We start from the raw sequence: 18,997 nt of genomic DNA, 5'->3' as shown, positions 1-18,997 counted from the left end.
CGTCTGGAACTGCTCGGCGTGGAACTCGTCCGCCGCCCCTCCTGAGCCCCGGCCCCTCCGAACCGGCCCCGCCCTGCCGTGAAGTGAGATCTGCATGGAATTCGAACCGATCGCCGTCGTCGGCCTGGGCTGTGTGCTGTCTGACGCGCTCGATCCGGGCACGTTCCGGGACAACATCGCCGGGGGCCGCACCAGCCTCTCGGCCATCCTGGACAGCCGGTGGCGGCTGCCGCACCACTGGGTCATGGGCTCGGTGGACGACCACCTCGACCGCACCTGGACCGATGTCGGCGGGTACGTAAGGGGGTTCGAGTCCGAACAAGGCCACCGGTGAATGCGGACACCACCACGCCGCGCCCGCCACCAGGCGGGCGCTTCTCCTTGGGGGCGCGGATCAGTCGGCCGGGCGGCGGGCCAGGTTCACCAGCACCAGGGCGCACAGGCTCGCCCCTACGGCAACCGCCACGAGCACCGTGCTCACCGCGAGGTGCTCGAACAGCACGCCCGCCACCGCGTAGGCGATCGGGCTCGCCACGAAAACAGCGGCGCCGAACACCGGAAGCACGTGCGGGCGCAGGTGCTCCGGCGGCCGCAATGTCAGCAACGCGACGGCGGGCGCGGTCACCCCGGGCAGGAACATGCAGCTGGCCGCCACCGTCAGCGCCGCCGTGGTGGCCGGCTGGTCCCATGGCAGCAACCACAGCACGACCGCCGCGCCCACACCGCCGTACGCCGCGAAACGGGTCGGTGAGATCCGGCGCGCGAGCCGGGCGACCACCACGGTGCCCAACGCGGTGCCACCGCCCCACGCGGCCAGCAGCAAGCCGGCCACATGGGGGTTGGCGTCGTAGCGGCTCCTGGCCATGACCGGCAACGCGAGCAGCACGACGGGCATGAGCGTGCCGTACCCGAGCGCGGCGAGCGACATCGTTCGCAGCAGCGGGTCCCGGAACAGGTAGCGCACGCCCTCCGCCATTCTGTTCGCCGACAACGGCTCCGGCGCCGCCTCGCGGCGCGGCAGCCCGGTCAGCAGCGCAGCCGACACCGCGAACGAGGCCGCGTCGACCCACAGCACGGTGAGCGCGCCGAACTGGGCGATCAGGAAGCCGGCGATCGCGGGGCCGACCAGCCGCGCCGTCGAGGTCGCCGTCTCGAACAGGGCGTTGCCCGCGGTGACGGTGCCCTCGTCCGAGCCGATGGCCTCGGTCAGCAGCATGCGTTGCGCGGACAGGTAAGCCGACGCGACGCAACCGACGAGGGCCACGATCACCAGCAGCGCCCAGAACGGCAGCATGCCCGCGAAGTACAGGGTGGGCACGGCCGCCAGCAGCACCGTGTTGGCGATGTCTCCGGCGATCGTGACGCGGCGGGCCCCCCACCGGGCCACGAGCAGCCCCGCAGGCATGGCCAACAGCGGCACCGGCAGGATCTGGATGACGAACACCAGCCCCATCCGCGCCGGTGAGCCGCTGGTCATCAGGACGAACCACGGCAACGCCAGCGTCGTCATCTGGGTGCCGACCGAGGAGATGAACTCCGCAGCGATGACCCTGCGGAACTGCCAGCTCCGCAGGGGCGAGCGTTGCGCCGGCGCCGTCGTCACCGAGCCGCCCGCACCGAGGCCGGGCGCATCTCCGTCCAGTGGGCCTCGACGTAGCCGACGCAGGCCTCCCGCGTGTCCGGACCGAACACCGGCGACCAGCCGGCAGGCACGCGGACATCGCGTGGCCAGAGGCTGTGCTGCTGTTTCTCGTTGACCAGAACCTGGTAGACCCTGTCGGGGTCGTCGAACGGATGTAGCATCGCCCTCTCCTCGCCGCAGCGGCTGATTACCACGCCACCGGCAGCTGGTGCACGCCGTAGACGGTCATGTTGGAGCGCATCGGGATCTCGTCCGGGTTCCCGGCGAGGCGCAGGTCCGGGAAGCGCCGGAGCAGTGTGGTGTAGCCGATGCGCAGCTCCAGGCGCGCCAGCTGCTGCCCGAGGCACTGGTGGATTCCGTGGCTGAAGGTGAGGTGGCCGAGCTGGCCCTGGGTGACATCGAGCCGGTCCGGGTCGGTGAACTGCTTCGGGTCGCGGTTCGCGGTGGGGAGGTGGATCAGCACGGTCTCGCCCTTGGGGAGGGTCACGCCGCCGATCTCGATGTCCTCGGTGGCGGTGCGCTGCACGCCCACGTGCACGATGGTGAGGTAGCGCAGCAGCTCCTCGACCGCGCCCTCGACGAGCGACTCGTCCGCGCGCAGCAGGTCCATCTGGTCCGGGTTGCTCAGCAGCGCGTGTGTGCCGAGCGAGAGCATGTTCGCGGTGGTCTCGTGTCCGGCGACGAGCAGCAGCAGGGTGGCGCCGATCGCCTCCGGGAGGCTGATGTCCTCCCCCTCCACCAGCACGCTCAGCACGTCGTCGGCCGGTTCGGCCTTCTTGCGCATGAGCAGCTGGCCGGTGAGGTCGACCAGGTCCATCAGCGCCGCCTGCGCCTCCTGCGGTTCGATGTCCAGGCGCAGCAGCTTCTCCGAGTTGGCCTCGAAGCGGTCCCGGTCGGTGAACGGCACACCGAGCAGCTCGCAGATCACCTGCGAGGACACCGGCACCGAGTAGTCCGCGACCAGGTCCGCGGGCGATCCCTTGTGGAACATCGCCTCGGCGTACTGCGCTGTGATCTCCTCGATCCGCGGGGTGAGCTGCCGCATCCGGCGCAGCGTGAACTGGCCGGCCAGCCGCTTGCGGAACCGGGTGTGCTCCGGCGGGTCCATGTGCTCGAACAGGCCCGGGATGTCCGCTCCGAGGTCCGCGGAGCGGTCTGACGGGAACGCCAGGTGCTTGTTGGTCGGGGCCGAGCTGAACCGCTTGTCGGACAGGATGTCCCGGCCCAGCTGGTAGTCGGTGACGAGCCAACCCTCGTATCCGTCGGGGAAGGTCATCCGGCCGATCGGGCCCTGGGCGCGCAGCGCCTGCGGCGGGTCGAAGGGCCGCTCCCGGAGGGTCGGCAGCCCGTTGGTGATGGGACAGGTGTTCTCAGTCATGTTCTTCCTTACGTTCCGCCGTCGTTCTGGACGACGGCTTTGGTGATTGATGCGGACAGGTCGGGGCCGGCTATCGGCCGGCGCCCTCGTCGGCCCCTTCCGCGTGTTCGGCCTCCGCGGGCCCGGCCCACAGACGCTCGCGCAACTGCGAGACCGTCAGCTCCGGCTGCTGCGCTACGAGTTCCAGCACCCGCGGCCACTGGCGCACCAGCGCGCCCATGACCGGCGGCGCGATGTAGTCCGGCTGGTACACCCACAGGCCGCGCAGCTCGCCCTCGACCTCGCGGGCCACCAGGTAGAGGTCGACGTTGTGCGGCTCGATCGCGAGGATCAGCCCCGGGATCGGGCTCTCGTCGCCGAACTGCACGTCCAGCGGCGCCACTTCGAGCCTGTCCAGGGCCAGCTCGTCGCTCGGCACGCCGAGCAGGTTGAGCATCACGCGCAGGGGCAGCTGGTTGCCGTCCCCGATGATGCCGTCGTTCACCAGCGCGCGCAGCGGCACGTTCTGGTGCGAGTACGCGTCGAGCTCGTTCTGCAGGACCTGCTGGATCAGCTCGTGGACAGTCGGGTCGTCCGCCATCCGCGACCGGTTCAGGATGACGTTGATGAACGGGCCGACCATGCCCTTGGTCTCCGGCCGTTCGCGGCCGGCCAGCGGGTGGCTCACCGCGATGTCCGTCGCGCCCGAGTAGCTGTGCAGCAGCAGATGGAACGCCGACATCAGCATCATGTACAGGGTCACGCCCTCGCGGCGGGCGGCCTCCTTCACCGCCGACATGACCTCCGTGCCGATCACGACGCCGTGGCTGTAGCCCTCGACGAAGTCGTCCAGCTGGTGCGCCGGCGCGTCGAAGTCGAGCGTGCGCGCCGCGCCGTCGAGCTCCTTGCGCCAGTGCTCGACGTGCTCGTCGAGTGCGCCGCTGGTCAGCAGCCCCTGCTCCCACGCCGCGTAGTCCAGGTGCTGGACCATCACGTCGGGCAGTTGCGGCTGCCGCGCCGCCGAGTGGGCCGCGTACAGCTCCGACAGCTCGTTGATGATCACGAGGAAACCCCAGTGGTCCACCAGGATGTGGTGGGCCACGAGGACCAGCGCGTGTTCCTGGTCGGAGAGTTGCACGAGCAGACCGCGGACCAGGTTCCCGTCCTCGATGCGGAACGGCCGCTCGGTCTCCCCGGTGAGCAGCTCGCGCAGCTTCTCGCGCTGGGCCTGCCCCTGGTGCGCGCGCAGGTCGACCGTTTCGATCGGCCACGCGGGCCTGCCGTCGGCGAACTGCAGGGTCGCCGAGCCCCGCTGGACGTAGCGGGTGCGCAGGATGTCGTGCCGCTGCACCAGGTCGTCCAGGCTGCGGCGCAGCGCGGCGGCGTCGAGCTCGCCGCGCATGCGGAACGCGGTGATGACGCCGTGGTGCGCGTGGTTGGGGCCCACCGGCTGGAGCAGGAACTCCAGCTGCCCGAAGGACAGCCCGGCGCCGTCGCCTCGGTCGGCCTTGGGGATCGGCGCGTGCAGCAGGTCGGCCGCGCTGACGGCCGCGGCGTGCTCGTCGTCGTCGCGGACCAGCTCGACGGCGCCGGTCTCGACCGCGCGGGCGCACCGGGCGAGGGCGCGCAGCGCGTCGAACCAGGCGTCCGCGAGCTCGCGGACCTCGTCCTCGGCGAGCAGCGACGTGGCCCAGCTCCAGTTGGCCACCAGCTGTGGGCCGTCCGGGCCGTCCTGGGTGACGGCGTTCACCTCGAGCGGGTAGGGCAACGGCCGGGCGCCGGTGGCGCCGGGCGCGGTGTCGTCCCGCAGCGGCAGCCACGGCGTCTCCTCGTCGGTGACGGGCACCCGGCCGAGGTAGTTGAACAGCACCTGCGGTGCGGGCAGCGACGCGAGCAGCGGCCCGGTCTCCGGGTCGAGGTAGCGCAGCACCCCGTAGCCGAGGCCGCGGTCCGGAATCGCCCGCAGTTGCTTGCCGGTGCGCGCTACCGCGTCCGCCAGTTCGCCGCCCGCGCCGGTCACCTCGTCCCAGGGCAGCGCGCCGCAGTCGAGGCGGACCGGGTGGACGCTGGTGAACCAGCCCACCGTGCGGGACAGGTCGACGTCGTCGAACAGGTGCTCGTGCCTGCCGTGGCTCTCCACGTCCAGCACCACCGGGCCGCCGTCCGCGCCGGCCTTGCCGGACCGGCGCTCGCGCCACCGCCCGAGGGCGAGCCCGAAGGCGGTCAGCAGTACGTCCTGGATGCCACTGCGGAACACCGCGGGCACCTGCCCGACCAGCGGTGTGGTGTCCTCGGCCGGCAGGGCGACCGACAGCCGCCCCTCGGTGCCGGTGACGTCACGGTCGGCGTCCAGTTCCCCGGCCACCAGCGGTGTGGCATCGCGCAGGACTCCCTGCCACACCGGCAGTTCGGCGCGGTGCCGGGCGATGCCCTCGGCGGAGGCCACCCGGGCCGCCCAGCCGCGCAGCGATGTCGCCACCGGCGCGAGGAACGGCTCGCGACCGGCGGTCACCGCGTTCCACGCGGCGGCGAGGTCGGTCAGCAGGATCCGCCACGACACACCGTCGACGGCGAGGTGGTGAACGGCGAGCAGCAGCCTGCCCGCGCGCCCGGCCCCGGCGTCGAACCAGACGGGCTGGAGCATCGCTCCCCGGGCCGGGTCGAGCCGCTGCTTGGCGGCGGCGGTCTCCTCGGCGATGAGCGATCGCGCGTCGGCGTCGGCCAGGGCGCTGGTGTCCACACGGCGCAGGACGTCCGCGACCCGCACCGCGCCGGGCTCGTCCGCGTGCAGCGACCACTGCCCGTCGGGTGTGGTCACCAGCCGGGTGCGCAGCGCGTCGTGCCGGTCGACCACTGCCTGCAGCGCCGCGATCAGCCGGTCCTCGTCCACCTCGGACGGCAGGCCGACGGTCGCGGACAGGTCGAAGCCGGCCGGCGAGCCGCCCAGCTGCCGCTGCCGTTCCACGACGGGCAGCAGCGGGATCTCGCCGGTGCCGACGTCCGCGACGTCGGCACCGGTGTCCTCGCCGACGGGCCTCGCCACCCGGGCGATGCCCTCCACCGTCTGGTGGGTGAACACGTCCCGGACGGTGAACACCAGCCCGGCCGTGCGGGCCTGCGCGACCAGCTGAGTGGCCTGGATGCTGTCCCCGCCCAGGTCGAAGAAGCCTGCCTCGGCGCCGACCTCGGGCGCCCCGAGTATTTCGGCGAACACGGAGCAGAGGGTCTCCTCGGCCGACGTCTCCGCCGGCCGGGACCGGGTACCGAGGTCCGGCGCGGGCAGCGCGCGGCGGTCGATCTTGCCGTTGCCGGTCATCGGGAACGCGTCGAGCACCATCACCACGACCGGCACCATGTACTGCGGCAGCCGTTCGGCCACGAACGAGCGCAACTCGGCGGGATCGGCGTGCGCGCCGTCGGCGAGCACCGCGTAACCGACGAGCTGCTTGCCGCCGGAGGGCTTGTGACGCACCACCACGGCGGCGTCCGCCACGGCCGGGTGCGCGCCGAGCGTGCTCTTGATCTCGTCCGGTTCGATCCGGAAGCCGCGGATCTTGACCTGGTCGTCGGTCCGGCCGACGTACACGAGCTGCCCGTCCGCGTTCCAGCGGACCAGGTCACCGGTCCGGTACATCCGTTCGCCCGGCGCGCCCAGCGGGCAGGCGACGAACCGCTGCGCGGTCAGCCCCGGCTGACCGAGGTAGCCGCGGGCCAGGCCCGAACCGGCGAGGTACAGCTCGCCGGGCACACCGGCCGGCACCGGCCGCAGCGCCTCGTCGAGCACATAGGCGCGGGTGTCGTCCATCGGCGTGCCGATCGGCAGGGTGCCGTCGGCCACCTCGCGGGTGTTCTGCAGCACGACGAACGTCGTCGTCTCCGTCGGCCCGTAGATGTTGAAGAACTCGGTCTCGGGACACGCGGCCTGCGCCTTGGCGAACACGAGGGGCGCATGGGCCTCGCCGCCGGCCATCACCTCGCGCAGCCCGGCCAGCGCCGTGGCGTCGCGCTCGACCAGCAGGTTGAACAGGGCGGTCGTGAAGAACGCGGCGGTGACCCGGTGCTCGCGGATGGTGCGCACCAGCGTGTCGGGGTCGAGTTCGCCGGCCGGTGCGACGACCACCTCTGCGCCTGACAGCAGCGGCACCCACAGCTCGTAGGTGGAGGCGTCGAACGCGGACGGGGAGTGCATCAGTACGCGGGTGTGGTTGCCGCCGCGCCACTGGTGGTCGGCGGCGAGGCTCGCCACGTTCCCCTGGGTGACCATCACGCCCTTGGGCCGGCCGGTGGAGCCGGAGGTGTACATGATGTAGGCGGCCCGGTCAGGTCCGCCCGTCGGCGCGAGGGCGCGGGCGGCGTCCGCCGCACCGTCCGCGGCGGACAGTTCGGCGGCCACGTCGAGCACCCGCATCCCGTCGACGGTGGGGTGTTCTCGTCCCTTCCCGTCCACGAGGAGCACGCTCGCCCCGGTGTCGGCCATGATCAGCCGCATGCGGGACTCGGGGTAGCGGGCGTCCAGCGGCACGTACACGCCGCCTGCCTTGATCACGGCCAGGATCGCCACGGGCAGCCGCACGGAGCGCTCCATCAGCAGGCAGACCGCGTCCTCGCCGCCGTCGGCGCCGATCCCCAGCTCGCGCAGCCGCACGGCCAGCCGGTCGGTTGCCACGGCGAGTTCGCCGTAGGTCAGCCGCTCGTCGCCGCAGCTGACCGCGACGGCGTCCGGGGTGCGGGCCGCCTGCGCCGCGAACAGCTCGGGCAGCCCGGCCGTGGGCACCTCGCCGTCGATGCCGTTCCACTCCGTCAGCACGCGGTGCCGCTCGGCCGGGGTCAGCAGGTCGACGTCGCCGATCGGCCGGTCCGGGTCGGTGATCATCGCCAGCAGCACCTGGCGCAGCCTGCGCACCATGGTGCGCACCGTCTCCGGGTCGAAGACGTCGGCGTTGTACTCGATGCCCCCCTCGATGCCGGCCGGCGTGCCGTCGCCCGCCAGGCGCTCGTGCAGCAGGAAGACCAGGTCCATCCTCGCCGTGCCGGTGCCCATCACCATCGGCGCCGTCTCGACGCCGGGCAGGTCCAGGGTCTCCTCGGTCACGCTCTGCCAGGACAGCATGACCTGGACGAGCGGGTGGTGCGACATCGACCGGGTCGGCCGCAGGCCGTCCACGAGGGCCTCGAACGGGATGTCCCCGTGCGCGAGCGCCTCGAGGGTGTGTTCGCGCACCGCGCCGAGCAGTTCACGGAACGTCTGGCGGTCCGATGTCCGGGTGCGCAGCACAAGGGTGTTGGCGAAGAAGCCGATCAGGTTCTCGGTGGCCTGGTCGTCGCGTCCCGCGGTCGCCACACCGATGGGGATGTCCGCACCGGCACCGAGGCGGCCGAGCAGCACCGCCAGCGCCGCGTCGAGCACCATGAACATGCTGACGTCGCAGCCGCGCGCCAGGCGCGCCAGCCCCTCGTGCAGGTCCACGTCCCACCGGAAGGTGATCGTGTCCCCGTCGTGGGACGCCTCGGCCGGGTGCGGCCGGTCGACCGGAAGGGCGATCCGCTCCGGCAGGCCGTCCAGCGCGTCGCTCCAGTAGTCCAACTGGCGCGACCATGCGCTCTCGGGGTCGCCCTCGGCGCCGAGGTACTGGCGCTGCCACAGGGTGTAGTCGGCGTACTGCACGGGCAGCGGCGCCCAGTCGGGTGCGTGGCCGGCCAGCCGGGCCCGGTAGGCGGTCGCCAGATCGTGCCGCAGCGGTGCCAGCGACCAGCCGTCCGCCGCGATGTGGTGGACGACGACGGCCAGCACGTGCGTGTCGGCGCCGACCGTGAACAGCTCCGCGTGCAGCGGGATTTCCCGGGTCAGGTCGAAAGAGTACCGGACCGCGGCGGCCACCGCGTCGTTCAGGCCGGCGTCGTCGACCTCGGTCACCGGCAGCTCGGGCCGCGCCTGACCGGGGTCGAGAACCTGCTGGCACGCCGTGCCCGTGTCCGGGTAGACGGTCCGCAGCGCCTCGTGGCGGGCGACGACGTCGGCGAGGGCGGCCCGCAGGCAGTCCACGTCCAGCGCGCCGGTCAGACGCAGCACCACCGGGAGGTTGTAGGTGGGCGAGGGGCCCTCCATCTGGTGCAGGAACCACAGCCGTCGCTGGGAGAACGACAGCGGCAGCGGGTCGGGACGGGTCATCGGGACGAGCGCGGGCCGCGCGTCGCCGCCGCCCTGCCGCAGCAGTTCGGCCAGCCCGGCGACGGTCTGCTTCTCGAACAGAGCGCGCACCGGTATCTCGGCGCCGAGCGTGGCGCGGATCCTGGCCACCAGCCGGGTGGCGAGCAGCGAGTGCCCGCCGAGGGCGAAGAAGCCGTCGTCGATGCCCACCCTGGCCACGCCCAGCACCTGGGCGAACAGGTCGCACAGGGCCTTCTCCTCGGCGTCACGGGGCGCGGCGTAGGCCGCCGCCGCGCGGCTCTCCTGCCCCGGCTCGGGCGCGGGCAGCGCGCCGCGGTCGGTCTTGCCGCTCGGGGTCCGAGGCAGCGCGTCGAGGAACACCAACGCGGACGGGACCATGTAGTCGGGAAGCTTCTCGGCCAGCGCGGCCCGCAGTCGGCGGCGCAGCTCGTCGGCCGGACCGGCCGCCGGGTCCGTCACCAGGTAGGCGACCAGCCGCTGGTCGCCCGGCTGGTCCTCGCGGACCACGACGACCGAGTCCCGCACCTGCTCCTGCCACATCAGCACCGACTCGATCTCGCCGAGCTCGATCCGGTAGCCGCGCAGCTTCACCTGGTGGTCGATCCGGCCGAGGTAGTCGACGGTGCCGTCCACCCGGCGCCGCACCAGGTCGCCGGTGCGGTACAGACGGTCGGCAAGGTCGGACTCGAACGGGTTGGCGATGAACTGTCGCGCCGTCAGCTCCGGCCGGTTGATGTAGCCGCGCGCCAGCCCGGCGCCGCCGATGCACAGCTCACCGGGGACGCCCGGCGGCACCGGACGGCCCTCGGGGTCGAGGATGTGCACCTCGGTGTTGGCGATCGGCCTGCCGATGGTGATCGTGTCGTCCACGATCCGGGTGCCCAGCGAGTAGATCGTGGTCTCGCTCGGGCCGTACATGTTCCACAGGTCCACGCCCTTGGCCAGCAGGCGCCGCGCCAGGTCGGGGGGCAGCGCCTCGCCGCAGATCAGCCCGCGCAGGCCCGGGCGGCCCGGCCAGCCGGCGTCGAGCAGCATCCGCCACGTGGACGGGGTCGCCTGCATCATGGTCGCGCCGGTGGCGATCATCTCCTCGGCCAGCAGCTTGCCGTCGGTGGCCACCTCCCGGGTGGCGAGCACCACACGGGCGCCCTCGACCAGCGGCAGCAGCAGCTCCAGCGTCGCGATGTCGAACGAGAGCGTGGTGACCGCGATCAGGCTGTCGTCGGCGTCGATGCCCGGCCACTGCTTCATGGCCCAGAAGAGGTTGCGCAGCGCGCGGTGCGGCAGTTGGACGCCCTTCGGGCGCCCGGTCGAGCCCGAGGTGTAGATCACGTAGGCGAGGTCCTCGCCCTCGACCGGCTCGCCGAGGACCTCGGCGGACTCGGCGGCGATCTCCTCGCGCAGCTCGTCCACGCACAGCGTCGCGGCCCCGGACTCCGGCAGGCTCGGCGCCACCGAACTCTGGGTGATCACGACGGGTAGCCCGGCGTCCTCGATCATGAACGCCACACGGTCGCTGGGCAGCTTCGGGTCGATGGGCACGTAGGCGCCGCCCGCCTTCAGCACGGCCAGCACCGCGACGACCATGTCGATCGAGCGCTCCAGGCAGACACCGACCATCACGTCGCGCCCGACGCCGAGGCTCTTCAGCCTGCGGGCCAGCCGGTTCGCTGACGCGTCGAGCTGGGCGTAGGTGAGCCCCTCCCCCTGGCAGTACACCGCCTCGGCGTCCGGGCGCAGTACCGCCTGCTGCTCGATGCGCTGATGGGTGAGCAGCCGGTCGGGCCACTCGTTGCGGGTGTCCTCCCGCTCCCTGTGCTGTTCGTGCTCCTCGTCCCCGGTCAGCAGCGCGACGTCCAGGACCGGCTGCTCCGGGTCGGCGAGCAGATTGTCCAGCAGCACCTTCAGGTGACCGCCCATGCGGTCGATCGTGGCCGCGTCGAACAGCTCCTTGTTGTACTCGAACCAGCCGCCGAGCGCGTCACCCTGCTCGAACACCTGCAGTTCGAGGTCGAAGCGTGCCGTGGAGCTCGCCACCTCCATCAGCTCGAAGCGCAGCCCGCCGACGTCGATCTGGGGCACCGGGATGTTCTGGAAGACGAACGACACCTGGAAGATGGGCGAGCGCGACAGGTCCCGCTCCGGGGCCAGCTCCTCCACCAGCCGCTCGAACGGCACCTCCTGGTGGGCGAAGGCGTCGAGGGCCGCCTGGCGCACCCGGCCGAGCAGCTCGCTGAACGTCGGATTGCCGGACACGTCGTTGCGGATCGCGAGCGTGTTGACGAAGTAGCCGATGAGCCGTTCGACCTGGGACTGCCCGCGGTTGGCCACCGGCACGCCGACGACGACGTCCTCCTGCCTGCTGTAGCGGTGCAGCAGGACGACGTAGGCGGCGAGCAGGGTCATGAACGGGGTGACGCCGGTGCGCCGACTCAGCTCGCGCACCTCGTTCATCACCGAGGCGGACAGCTCGAAGGGACGTGAACCGCCTGCCGTGCTCAGTACGGCAGGCCGCGGCCGGTCGGTGGGCAGTTCGAGGATCGGCGCGGCGCCCTGGAGCGTCTTCTTCCAGTGCTCGACCTCGTCCGCGAACCCCGGGCCCGCGAGCTTCTTGCGCTGCCAGGCCGCGTAGTCGGCGTACTGGACGGGCAGCTCGGGCAGTTCGGGCTCGCTGCCGCCGAGGTAGCTCTGGTACAGGGTGGCCAGCTCGCCGAAGAGCACCGACGTGGACCACAGGTCGGCGACGATGTGGTGCATGGTGAGCAGCAGGACGTGCTCGTCGGCGGCCAGGCGCAGGAACTTCATCCGCATGAGCGGCCCGCTGCCCAGGTCGAAGGGGCGGGCGAACTCCTGGCGCGCCAGCTCCCTGATGCCCGCCTCGCCGTCGGGGCCGTGCAGGTGCCCGCACTCCACGACGGTCAGCTCCAGCTCACCGGAGTCGTGCACGACCTGCACGGGCTCGCCGTCGACCTCGTCGAACGTGGTGCGCAGCGACTCGTGCCTGCGGACGATCTCGGCGAGGCACCGGCGCCAGACCTCCACGTCGAGCGGGCCGCGCACGCGCACCGCCGCCGGGATGTTGTAGGCGGCGCTACCCGGGTTGAGCTGGTCCAGGAACCACATGCGCTGCTGGGGGAACGAGGCGATGAACCGCCGCTTGCGCGCCGGCGGCCCCTCGCCACCCTTGCGCCGCAACCGCTCCGCCAGAAGCGCGCGCTTCTGCTCCGGAGTGAGGCTGGTCAGGTCGATATCGGTCATGCGCCAGTCTCCTGATCGTTGGTCTCGGCGGCGGACTCCGCAGCGAGGAGTTCTTGCCATCGTGCTTGTGCCTGTGCGTCGGTTTTTCTCGAGGGGTTCCGGGCTTCTCGGGAGTCAGCCGGTCATGCCGCCGTCGATCCGGAAGGTGCTGCCGGTGATGTAGCCGGCGCGGTCCGACACCAGGTAGGAGACAAGGTCGGCGACCTCTTCCGGGCGGCCGAACCGGCCGAGCGCGGTGCGCCGGGCGAAGTCGTCCTGCAGGTCTTTCGGAAGGCTCCGCACCGGGTCGGTGGTGATGAAGCCGGGTGCCACCACGTTCGCGCGGATCCCGTACCGGCCCACCTCACGCGCCAGCGAGGTGGTGAAGCCGATGATCCCCGCCTTGGAGGCGGCGTAGTTGGTCTGTCCTGCGTTCCCGTGGATGCCGGCGATCGAGGACAGCGTGACGATGGTGCCGCGGCGGCGTCCGACCATGCCTTCGATGACGGATCGGCAGACGTGGTAGACACCGTCGAGGTTGGTGCGCAGCACGTCGTGCCAGTCCTCGTCCTCCATCGCGATCAGCGGGTTGTCCCGCAGCACCGCGGCCGAGGCGATGACCGCGTCGAGCGGGCCGAGCGCGTTCTCGGCCTCCTCGACCAGCGCGTCCACGGCGGCAGGGTCGCTGACGTCGGCGCGGCGGACGCAGGTGCGGCGGCCGAGCCCGGTGATCTCCTTCTCGAGCTCCCGGGCGGCGTCGTCGGAGGAGGCGTAGCACAGCGCGATGTCGAAGCCGTCCTGGGCCAGCCGCAGCGCGATCGACCGGCCGATGCCCCGGGAGCCGCCCGTGACGAGTGCCACCGGGGCCTGCGATCCGTTCATCAGTGCTCTCCCTCGGCGGCCAGCAGGGCGCGCAACTGCGCTTCCACTTCCTCGTCGGACAGTTCGGACAGCTCAGACAGCTCGTCGGCCGCGGCCGGGTCCGTACCCTGGTCGTCGCGGGCGAGGATCTCGATGACGTCCTCGGGCCCCTGTCCGCCCGGTCCGGCGGCCAGCAGGGTGACGCTGTGCGCGACGGTGGGGTGGTCGAAGAACGCCCGCAGGTCGAGTTCGACGCCGAGCAAGCTCTTGATCCGGGTGCCGATCTGGACCGCGGCCAGCGAGTGGCCGCCCAGGGCGAAGAAGTCGTCGTCGACGCCGACCCGTTCCAGGCCGAGGATGTCGCACCAGATGGCGGCGACGGCCTGTTCCCGCTCGGTGCGCGGGGCGACGTAGGGGGTGGCCAGGTCGGGGCGCGGGTGGACGGAGCCGGGTGCGGCGAACTGCTCCATCTCCTGGGCCAGCAGCTCGGGCGTCAGGGAGCGGGCCAGATCGCGCAGTTCCGCCACGTCGCGGTGGCAGACCAGCAGGTGGCCGGGCCGGTCCGAAGCGGCCAGGATGCGGGCGAAGGCGTCCTGGCCCTGCTGCTCGCCGATGCCCTCGCCGAGGATCCGCAGGACGCTGTCGGCGGCGTCCACGCTGTCGGAGCCGGCTTCGGCGGGCGGCGCGGCGGAGCGGACAATCTGTTCGCGCAGGCCGTCGAGGTCGTTGATCCGCTTGATCGTGAAGTCCGTGATCTCGACCAGCACCCGGCCCTCCGGGTCGAGGACCTCGAAGTCGCAGGTCATCGTCTCGCCCGTGGCGTCGGTGGACTCCTTGAGCTGTGCGTGGCAGTGGATGGTGGGGGTCAGGCCGTGGTGGACGCGCAGGCTGCGGTAGCTGAAGGGCAGGTAGTACGTGTCCGTGGCATAGATACGGGCGGTTCCGCCGACGGCGTCGAGCAGCGCGGGGTGCAGCAGGTAGTCGTCGAGGTCGGCCTCGTGCTCGGGGCCGAGCCCGAGGGTGGCGAACAGCTGCTGCGGGCCGGCCTCGATCCGGTGCATGCAGTCCCAGCGGGGGCCGAAGGAGAACTCGATCGGCCCGCCGCGCTGGAACCGGTCCAGCCGCAGGCCCTCCTGGATCGTCTCGGGGGTGTCCAGGACGCGGGTGACGCCGCAGTCGGCGGCGAGCGCGGCCAGGTCCCGCACGGTGTCGGGGCCGCGGTCGTGGAAGGCCAGGGACCCCAGGACGTGGTCGGTCCAGGCCGCCGCGCCCGGACCGCCGTTGCGGCTGCGCACCGCGAACCGCCACTGGCCGTCGCGCTCCTCGACGATGGTGAACACCTCACGGGTCTGCCCGTCGGGAACGACGACCGGGGTGAGGTACTGCACGTCGGCGATCTCGATGGTGCGGCCGTCGGCCTGCTCGGCGACTGCGGCCCGCACCAGTTCCAGGTAGGCGGTGCCGGGCACGAGTCCGTGGCCCATGATGCGGTGGTCGCCCACGATCCAGTGGTCCGCGGTGCTGAGCGTGGTCACGTAGGTGCGCGAGTCGGGGCTGTCGTGCACCAGGCGCTGCAGCAGTGGGTGCCCGGTCGCGGAGCCGGTGGCGCCGGTACCGAACCGGTCCGGCAGCCCGGCGGCCATGCCGACATCGCGCCAGGTGTCCCAGCCCACGGCCGTGACCGCAGTGCCGCTCTCCTGCCGCTTGAACTGGGCGAACGCGTCCAGGAAGGCGTTGGCCGCCGCGTAGTCGCTCTGGCCGGGGCCGCCCAGCAGGGCGGTGACGGAGGAGCACAGCAGCAGGAAGTCCAGCCGGTCGTCGCGGCAGACGCGGTCCAGCACCAGGGTGCCGCGCGTCTTGGCGGCGAGCACGTCGTCGGCGTCGGCGCGGGACTTGGTGAGGATCATGCCCTGGGAGGGCCGGCCCGCGGCATGCACGACGCCGTGCAGAGCGCCTGCCAGGTCGCGCACCTGTTGGGCGGCACGGGCGGTCTGTGCCTCGTCGGTGACGTCGGCCTGCAGGACGACGACGCGGGCGCCCAGCTCAGCCAGGTGCCGCAGCCGGCGGATGCGGATGCTGACCGGGTCCTGCTTGTCGTGGTCGGAGAGCCAGGCGTCCCAGGTGTCCTCGGTGGGGAACGGGGAGCGACCGAGCAGGCCGAGCACCGGCCGGGACGCGGTGAGGGCGATGTGTTCGGCCATCGCCAGGCCGATGCCGCCCAGGCCGCCGGTGATCAGGTAGCCGCCACCGTCGCGCAGGCCGGTGCGGTCGGCGTCGTCCAGCGTCACCCGGTCGAAGTCTCGACGCCACCAGTGCCGGCCGCGCAGCGCGAGTTCGGGCTCGTCACGGGGCGACGTCAGCGCGGCGTGCACGGCCCGGACCAGGCCGTCGTGCGGGTCGTGGGGGTCGGCGCCGGTGATGTCCAAGGTGCGGCAGGCGGTGCCGGGTGTCTCCTGCGGGATCACCGTGCAGGCGCCCAGCACGGTGGCGTTCTCCGGCTGCAGCGGTTCGTCCCCGGTGACGGCGAACACGCCGCGGCACAGGACGTCGAGGGTCACCGGGACCTCGGGGCGTGCGTCGGCGATGGCCTGGCCGAGGGCGATCAGGCTGTCGAAGCCGAGCCGCCGTGCGGCGTCCAGTCGCTGCTCGGTCAGCGGGCCGTCGTCCGGGGCGGTCCCCGCGCTCCAGAGGTGCACCAGGTGGACCTGCTGACCTTCCTCGACCTCCTGGACGGCCGGGGACCGCAGGAGCGCGGCCAGGTGCTCGCGGTCGGCCGGATCGGCGGTCCACCCGCCGTCGGCGTCCTCGCCCGGCGCGTCGCCGGCGGTGACCGGGACGACGCGCTCGCCCGCGGCCGTCAGCCGTGCGGCCAGCGCGCGCCCGAGGGGAAGCTCGGCCCCGAGCAGCACCCAGGCGGCTCCGGGGGTGCCGTTCTGCGGCTGCGGCGTGAACGGCAGGCGTTTCCAGCCGGGGCTGGAGAACCAGTCGGCCGGAGAGGCGGCCACGGGTGCCTTCGCACGTGCCGTGGTCCGCTGGTCGGGCTCCACCCAGTAGCGCTGCCGCTGGAAGGCGTAGCCGGGCAGCCGCACCGGGCGTCGGCGCTCGTCGGCGTGGAAGGCCGCCCAGTCCACGACGGCCCCCGCACTCCACAGAGCACCCAGGTTCGCCAGCAGGAGGGTGCCCTCGTCGGTGCGGTCACCGGGGTGCGGCAGCGAGCCGGCAACGGTCCGGCCGGCGGTCCAGGAGCGGTGGGCGCGGATGAAGTTGGCCAGGGTCTGCCCGGGGCCGACCTCCAGGGGCACCAGGGCCGGGTCGGCGAACAGGACGTCGAGGGCGTCGCGGAACCGGACCGGCTGCCGCAGCTGGGTGCCCCAGTACTCGGGGCTGGTGGCCTGCTCGTCGGTGATCCAGGTGCCGGTGACGTTGGACAGGAACGGGATCTCCGGGGCCCGCAGGGCGGCCTTGCGCACCTCGTCGGTGAAGGGCTCGACGGCGCCGGCCATGTCGGGCGAGTGGAAGGCGTGCGAGGTGTGCAGCCGGCGGCAGGCAACAGCGGCGGCCTTCAGCCGTGCTTCCAGACCGTCGATCGCCTGCTCGCTGCCGGAGACCACGGTGAGGGCGGTGGAGTTGACGGCCGCGACCGACAGTCCCTCCTCCAGCCACCCGGCGGTCTCGGCCTCGGGCAGGAAGACGGTGAGCATGGCGCCTTCGGGCATCGCCTGCACCAGACGGCCGCGAGCGGCGACCAGGCGCACCGCGTCCGGCAGGGAGAACACCCCGGCCAGACAGGCGGCGACGAACTCGCCGATGCTGTGTCCCGCCATGGCCTGCGGTGTCACGCCCCAGGAGGACCACAGCCGGGCGAGCGCGTACTCGACGCAGAAGAGGGCTGCCTGGGCGAACTCGGTGCGGGTGAGTCGGGCGGTGGCCTCGGGGTCGCCGTCGGGGGCGAAGACCAGGGTCCGCAGGTCCTGGCCCAGGTGCTCGGCGAACAGGTCGGCGCACCGGTCGAACTCCGCGGCGAACACCGGTTCACGGGCGTACAGCTCGCGGCCCATGCCCACGTACTGGGTGCCCTGACCGGGGAACAGGAAGGCGACCGGGGCCCGCTCGGTGGACGCCGGCGCGGGTGCGACCTCGGCGAGGTCGCGCAGCGCCGCCACGGCGTCCTCGTGACCGCGGCAGACCACGGTGGCGCGGTGGTCGAAGGCGTGCCTGCGGCAGGCCAGGGTGTAGGCGGCGTCGTCGAGGTCGGTGTCCGGGTGGCGTTCGAGGTGGTCGGCCAGGCGGCGCGCGTTGTCGGCCAGTGCCGGGGCGGTCTTCCCCGACAGCGCCAGCAGCCGCAGCGGACGGCCGGGAGCCTGGCCGGCCGTGGCAGCGGCCGGTGCCTCCTCCAGGACGACGTGCACGTTGGTGCCGCCGATCCCGAAGGAGCTGACGCCGGCCCGGCGCGGTTCGTCCGTGCGGGGCCACGGGCGCAGCCCGGTGTTGACGTAGAACGGGCTGGTGTCCAGGGCGAGGTCGGGGCTGGGCCGGTCGCAGTGCAGGGTCGGCGGGATGGCCTGCCGTTCCAGCGCGAGGGCGGCCTTGATCAGGCCGGTGACGCCGGCCGCGGCGTCCAGGTGGCCGACGTTGCTCTTCACAGAGCCGATCGCACAGTAGCCCTGGTCGTCGGTGCCGTCCCGGAACGCCCGGGTGAGGGCGGCGATCTCGATGGGGTCGCCGAGCGGGGTGCCCGTGCCGTGGGTCTCGACGTAGCCGACGGTGGCCGGGTCCACGTCGGCCAGGGCCAGCGCCTCGGCGATGACCTCGGCTTGGCCGTCGACGCTGGGTGCGGTGTAACCGGCCTTCAGGGAGCCGTCGTTGTTGACGGCGGTGGCCAGGATGACGGCGTCGACGATGTCGCCGCCGTGCCGGGCGTCGGCGAGGCGGCGCAGCACCACCACGCCCACGCCGTTGCCGGCGACGGTTCCGGACGCCTGGGCGTCGAAGGCGCGGCACCGCCCGTCGGGTGACAGGATGCCGCCGGGCTCGTACACGTAGCCGCTGCGCAGCGGCGCGGAGACCGACACACCGCCGGCCACGGCGATGTCGCACTCGCCGTTGAGCAGGCTCTGGGAGGCCATGTGCACTGCGGTCAGTGAGGTGGAGCAGGCGGTCTGGACGGTGACGCTGGGCCCCTTGAGGTCGAGCTTGTACGAGGTCCGGGTGGCCAGGAAGTCCTTGTCGCCGCTGAGCAGGATCTGGTACATGCCGGCCGAGTCCAGGACCGGCTGGTTGTTCATCAGGTTGAACAACAGGTACGAGTTGAAGCCGGCCCCGGCGAAGACGCCGATCCGACCGTCGAAGCGGTGGGGATCGACGCCGGCCGACTCCAGGGCCTGCCAGGCGCATTCGAGGAAGACCCGGTGCTGCGGGTCCATGATCTCGGCCTCGCGGGGGCTGTAGCCGAAGAAGCCCTCGTCGAACAGGTCGGCGTCCTCCAGGAACCCCTTGGCCCTGACATAGTCGTCTCGCTCCAGCAGTGCCGGGTCGACGCCACCAGCGATCAGTTCGCTGTCGGAGAAGGTGGTGATGCCCTCCCGGCCCTGTTCGAGGTTGGACCAGAAAGTCTCGATGTCGGGGGAGCCCGGGAAGCGGCCTGCCATGCCGATGACGGCTATACGGTCGAGGTCCCGGTCCCCGTCCCGCTCCTGCTCTCGTTCCTGGTCGTGTCCTGGCTCTGACACGT

Annotated in this window: 7 protein-coding genes; 1 reads left to right on the top strand and 6 read right to left on the bottom strand. The window is 72.3% G+C overall.

Annotated elements, in window-relative coordinates:
* The first annotated feature begins 94 nt into the window (after positions 1-94).
* Complete coding sequence (locus AB0I23_RS28965) at positions 95-334, top strand: beta-ketoacyl synthase N-terminal-like domain-containing protein (protein WP_359113626.1); 240 nt, start codon at positions 95-97, stop codon at positions 332-334.
* A 60-nt stretch (positions 335-394) separates the two neighbouring features.
* Here AB0I23_RS28965 and AB0I23_RS28960 read toward each other — a convergent pair whose 3' ends face one another.
* The 6 genes from AB0I23_RS28960 to AB0I23_RS28935 form a co-directional block, all read right to left on the bottom strand.
* On the bottom strand, positions 395-1,603 hold the full coding sequence (locus AB0I23_RS28960; protein ID WP_359113624.1) for an MFS transporter: 1,209 nt from the start codon (positions 1,601-1,603) through the stop codon (positions 395-397).
* Positions 1,600-1,803 carry an MbtH family protein gene (locus AB0I23_RS28955; RefSeq protein ID WP_359113622.1) on the bottom strand — a complete coding sequence of 68 codons (204 nt, stop codon included), beginning with the start codon at positions 1,801-1,803 and terminating at the stop codon, positions 1,600-1,602. Before AB0I23_RS28955 ends, AB0I23_RS28960 begins: the two co-directional genes overlap by 4 nt.
* 26 nt (positions 1,804-1,829) lie before the next feature.
* Positions 1,830-3,020, bottom strand: a complete 1,191-nt coding sequence (locus AB0I23_RS28950) for a cytochrome P450 (protein ID WP_359113620.1) — start codon at positions 3,018-3,020, stop codon at positions 1,830-1,832.
* A gap of 70 nt (positions 3,021-3,090) precedes the next feature.
* Positions 3,091-12,426 (bottom strand): amino acid adenylation domain-containing protein, encoded by a 9,336-nt coding sequence (locus AB0I23_RS28945; RefSeq protein WP_359113618.1) that lies wholly within the window; start codon positions 12,424-12,426, stop codon positions 3,091-3,093.
* A 114-nt stretch (positions 12,427-12,540) separates the two neighbouring features.
* Complete coding sequence (fabG, locus tag AB0I23_RS28940) at positions 12,541-13,287, bottom strand: 3-oxoacyl-ACP reductase FabG (RefSeq protein WP_359113616.1); 747 nt, start codon at positions 13,285-13,287, stop codon at positions 12,541-12,543.
* A complete protein-coding gene (locus AB0I23_RS28935) occupies positions 13,287-18,995 on the bottom strand; it encodes an SDR family NAD(P)-dependent oxidoreductase (RefSeq protein WP_359113614.1) in 5,709 nt (1,902 codons plus the stop codon). Before AB0I23_RS28935 ends, fabG begins: the two co-directional genes overlap by 1 nt.
* Positions 18,996-18,997: the final 2 nt, after the last annotated feature.

The sequence above is a fragment of the Streptomyces atratus genome (assembly GCF_040655115.1).
In the GTDB taxonomy this organism is placed as follows: Bacteria; Actinomycetota; Actinomycetes; order Streptomycetales; family Streptomycetaceae; genus Streptomyces; species Streptomyces atratus_D.
This window is presented reverse-complemented; position numbering and strand designations above follow the sequence as displayed.

Bases quoted from the DNA above. Each gene is read 5' to 3' on its own strand.
- AB0I23_RS28965 (WP_359113626.1), top strand. From the start codon at position 95: ATGGAATTCGAACCGATCGCCGTCGTCGGCCTGGGCTGTGTGCTGTCT.
- AB0I23_RS28955 (WP_359113622.1), bottom strand. From the start codon at position 1,803: ATGCTACATCCGTTCGACGACCCCGACAGGGTCTACCAGGTTCTGGTC.
- AB0I23_RS28950 (WP_359113620.1), bottom strand. From the start codon at position 3,020: ATGACTGAGAACACCTGTCCCATCACCAACGGGCTGCCGACCCTCCGG.
- AB0I23_RS28945 (WP_359113618.1), bottom strand. From the start codon at position 12,426: ATGACCGATATCGACCTGACCAGCCTCACTCCGGAGCAGAAGCGCGCG.
- fabG (WP_359113616.1), bottom strand. From the start codon at position 13,287: ATGAACGGATCGCAGGCCCCGGTGGCACTCGTCACGGGCGGCTCCCGG.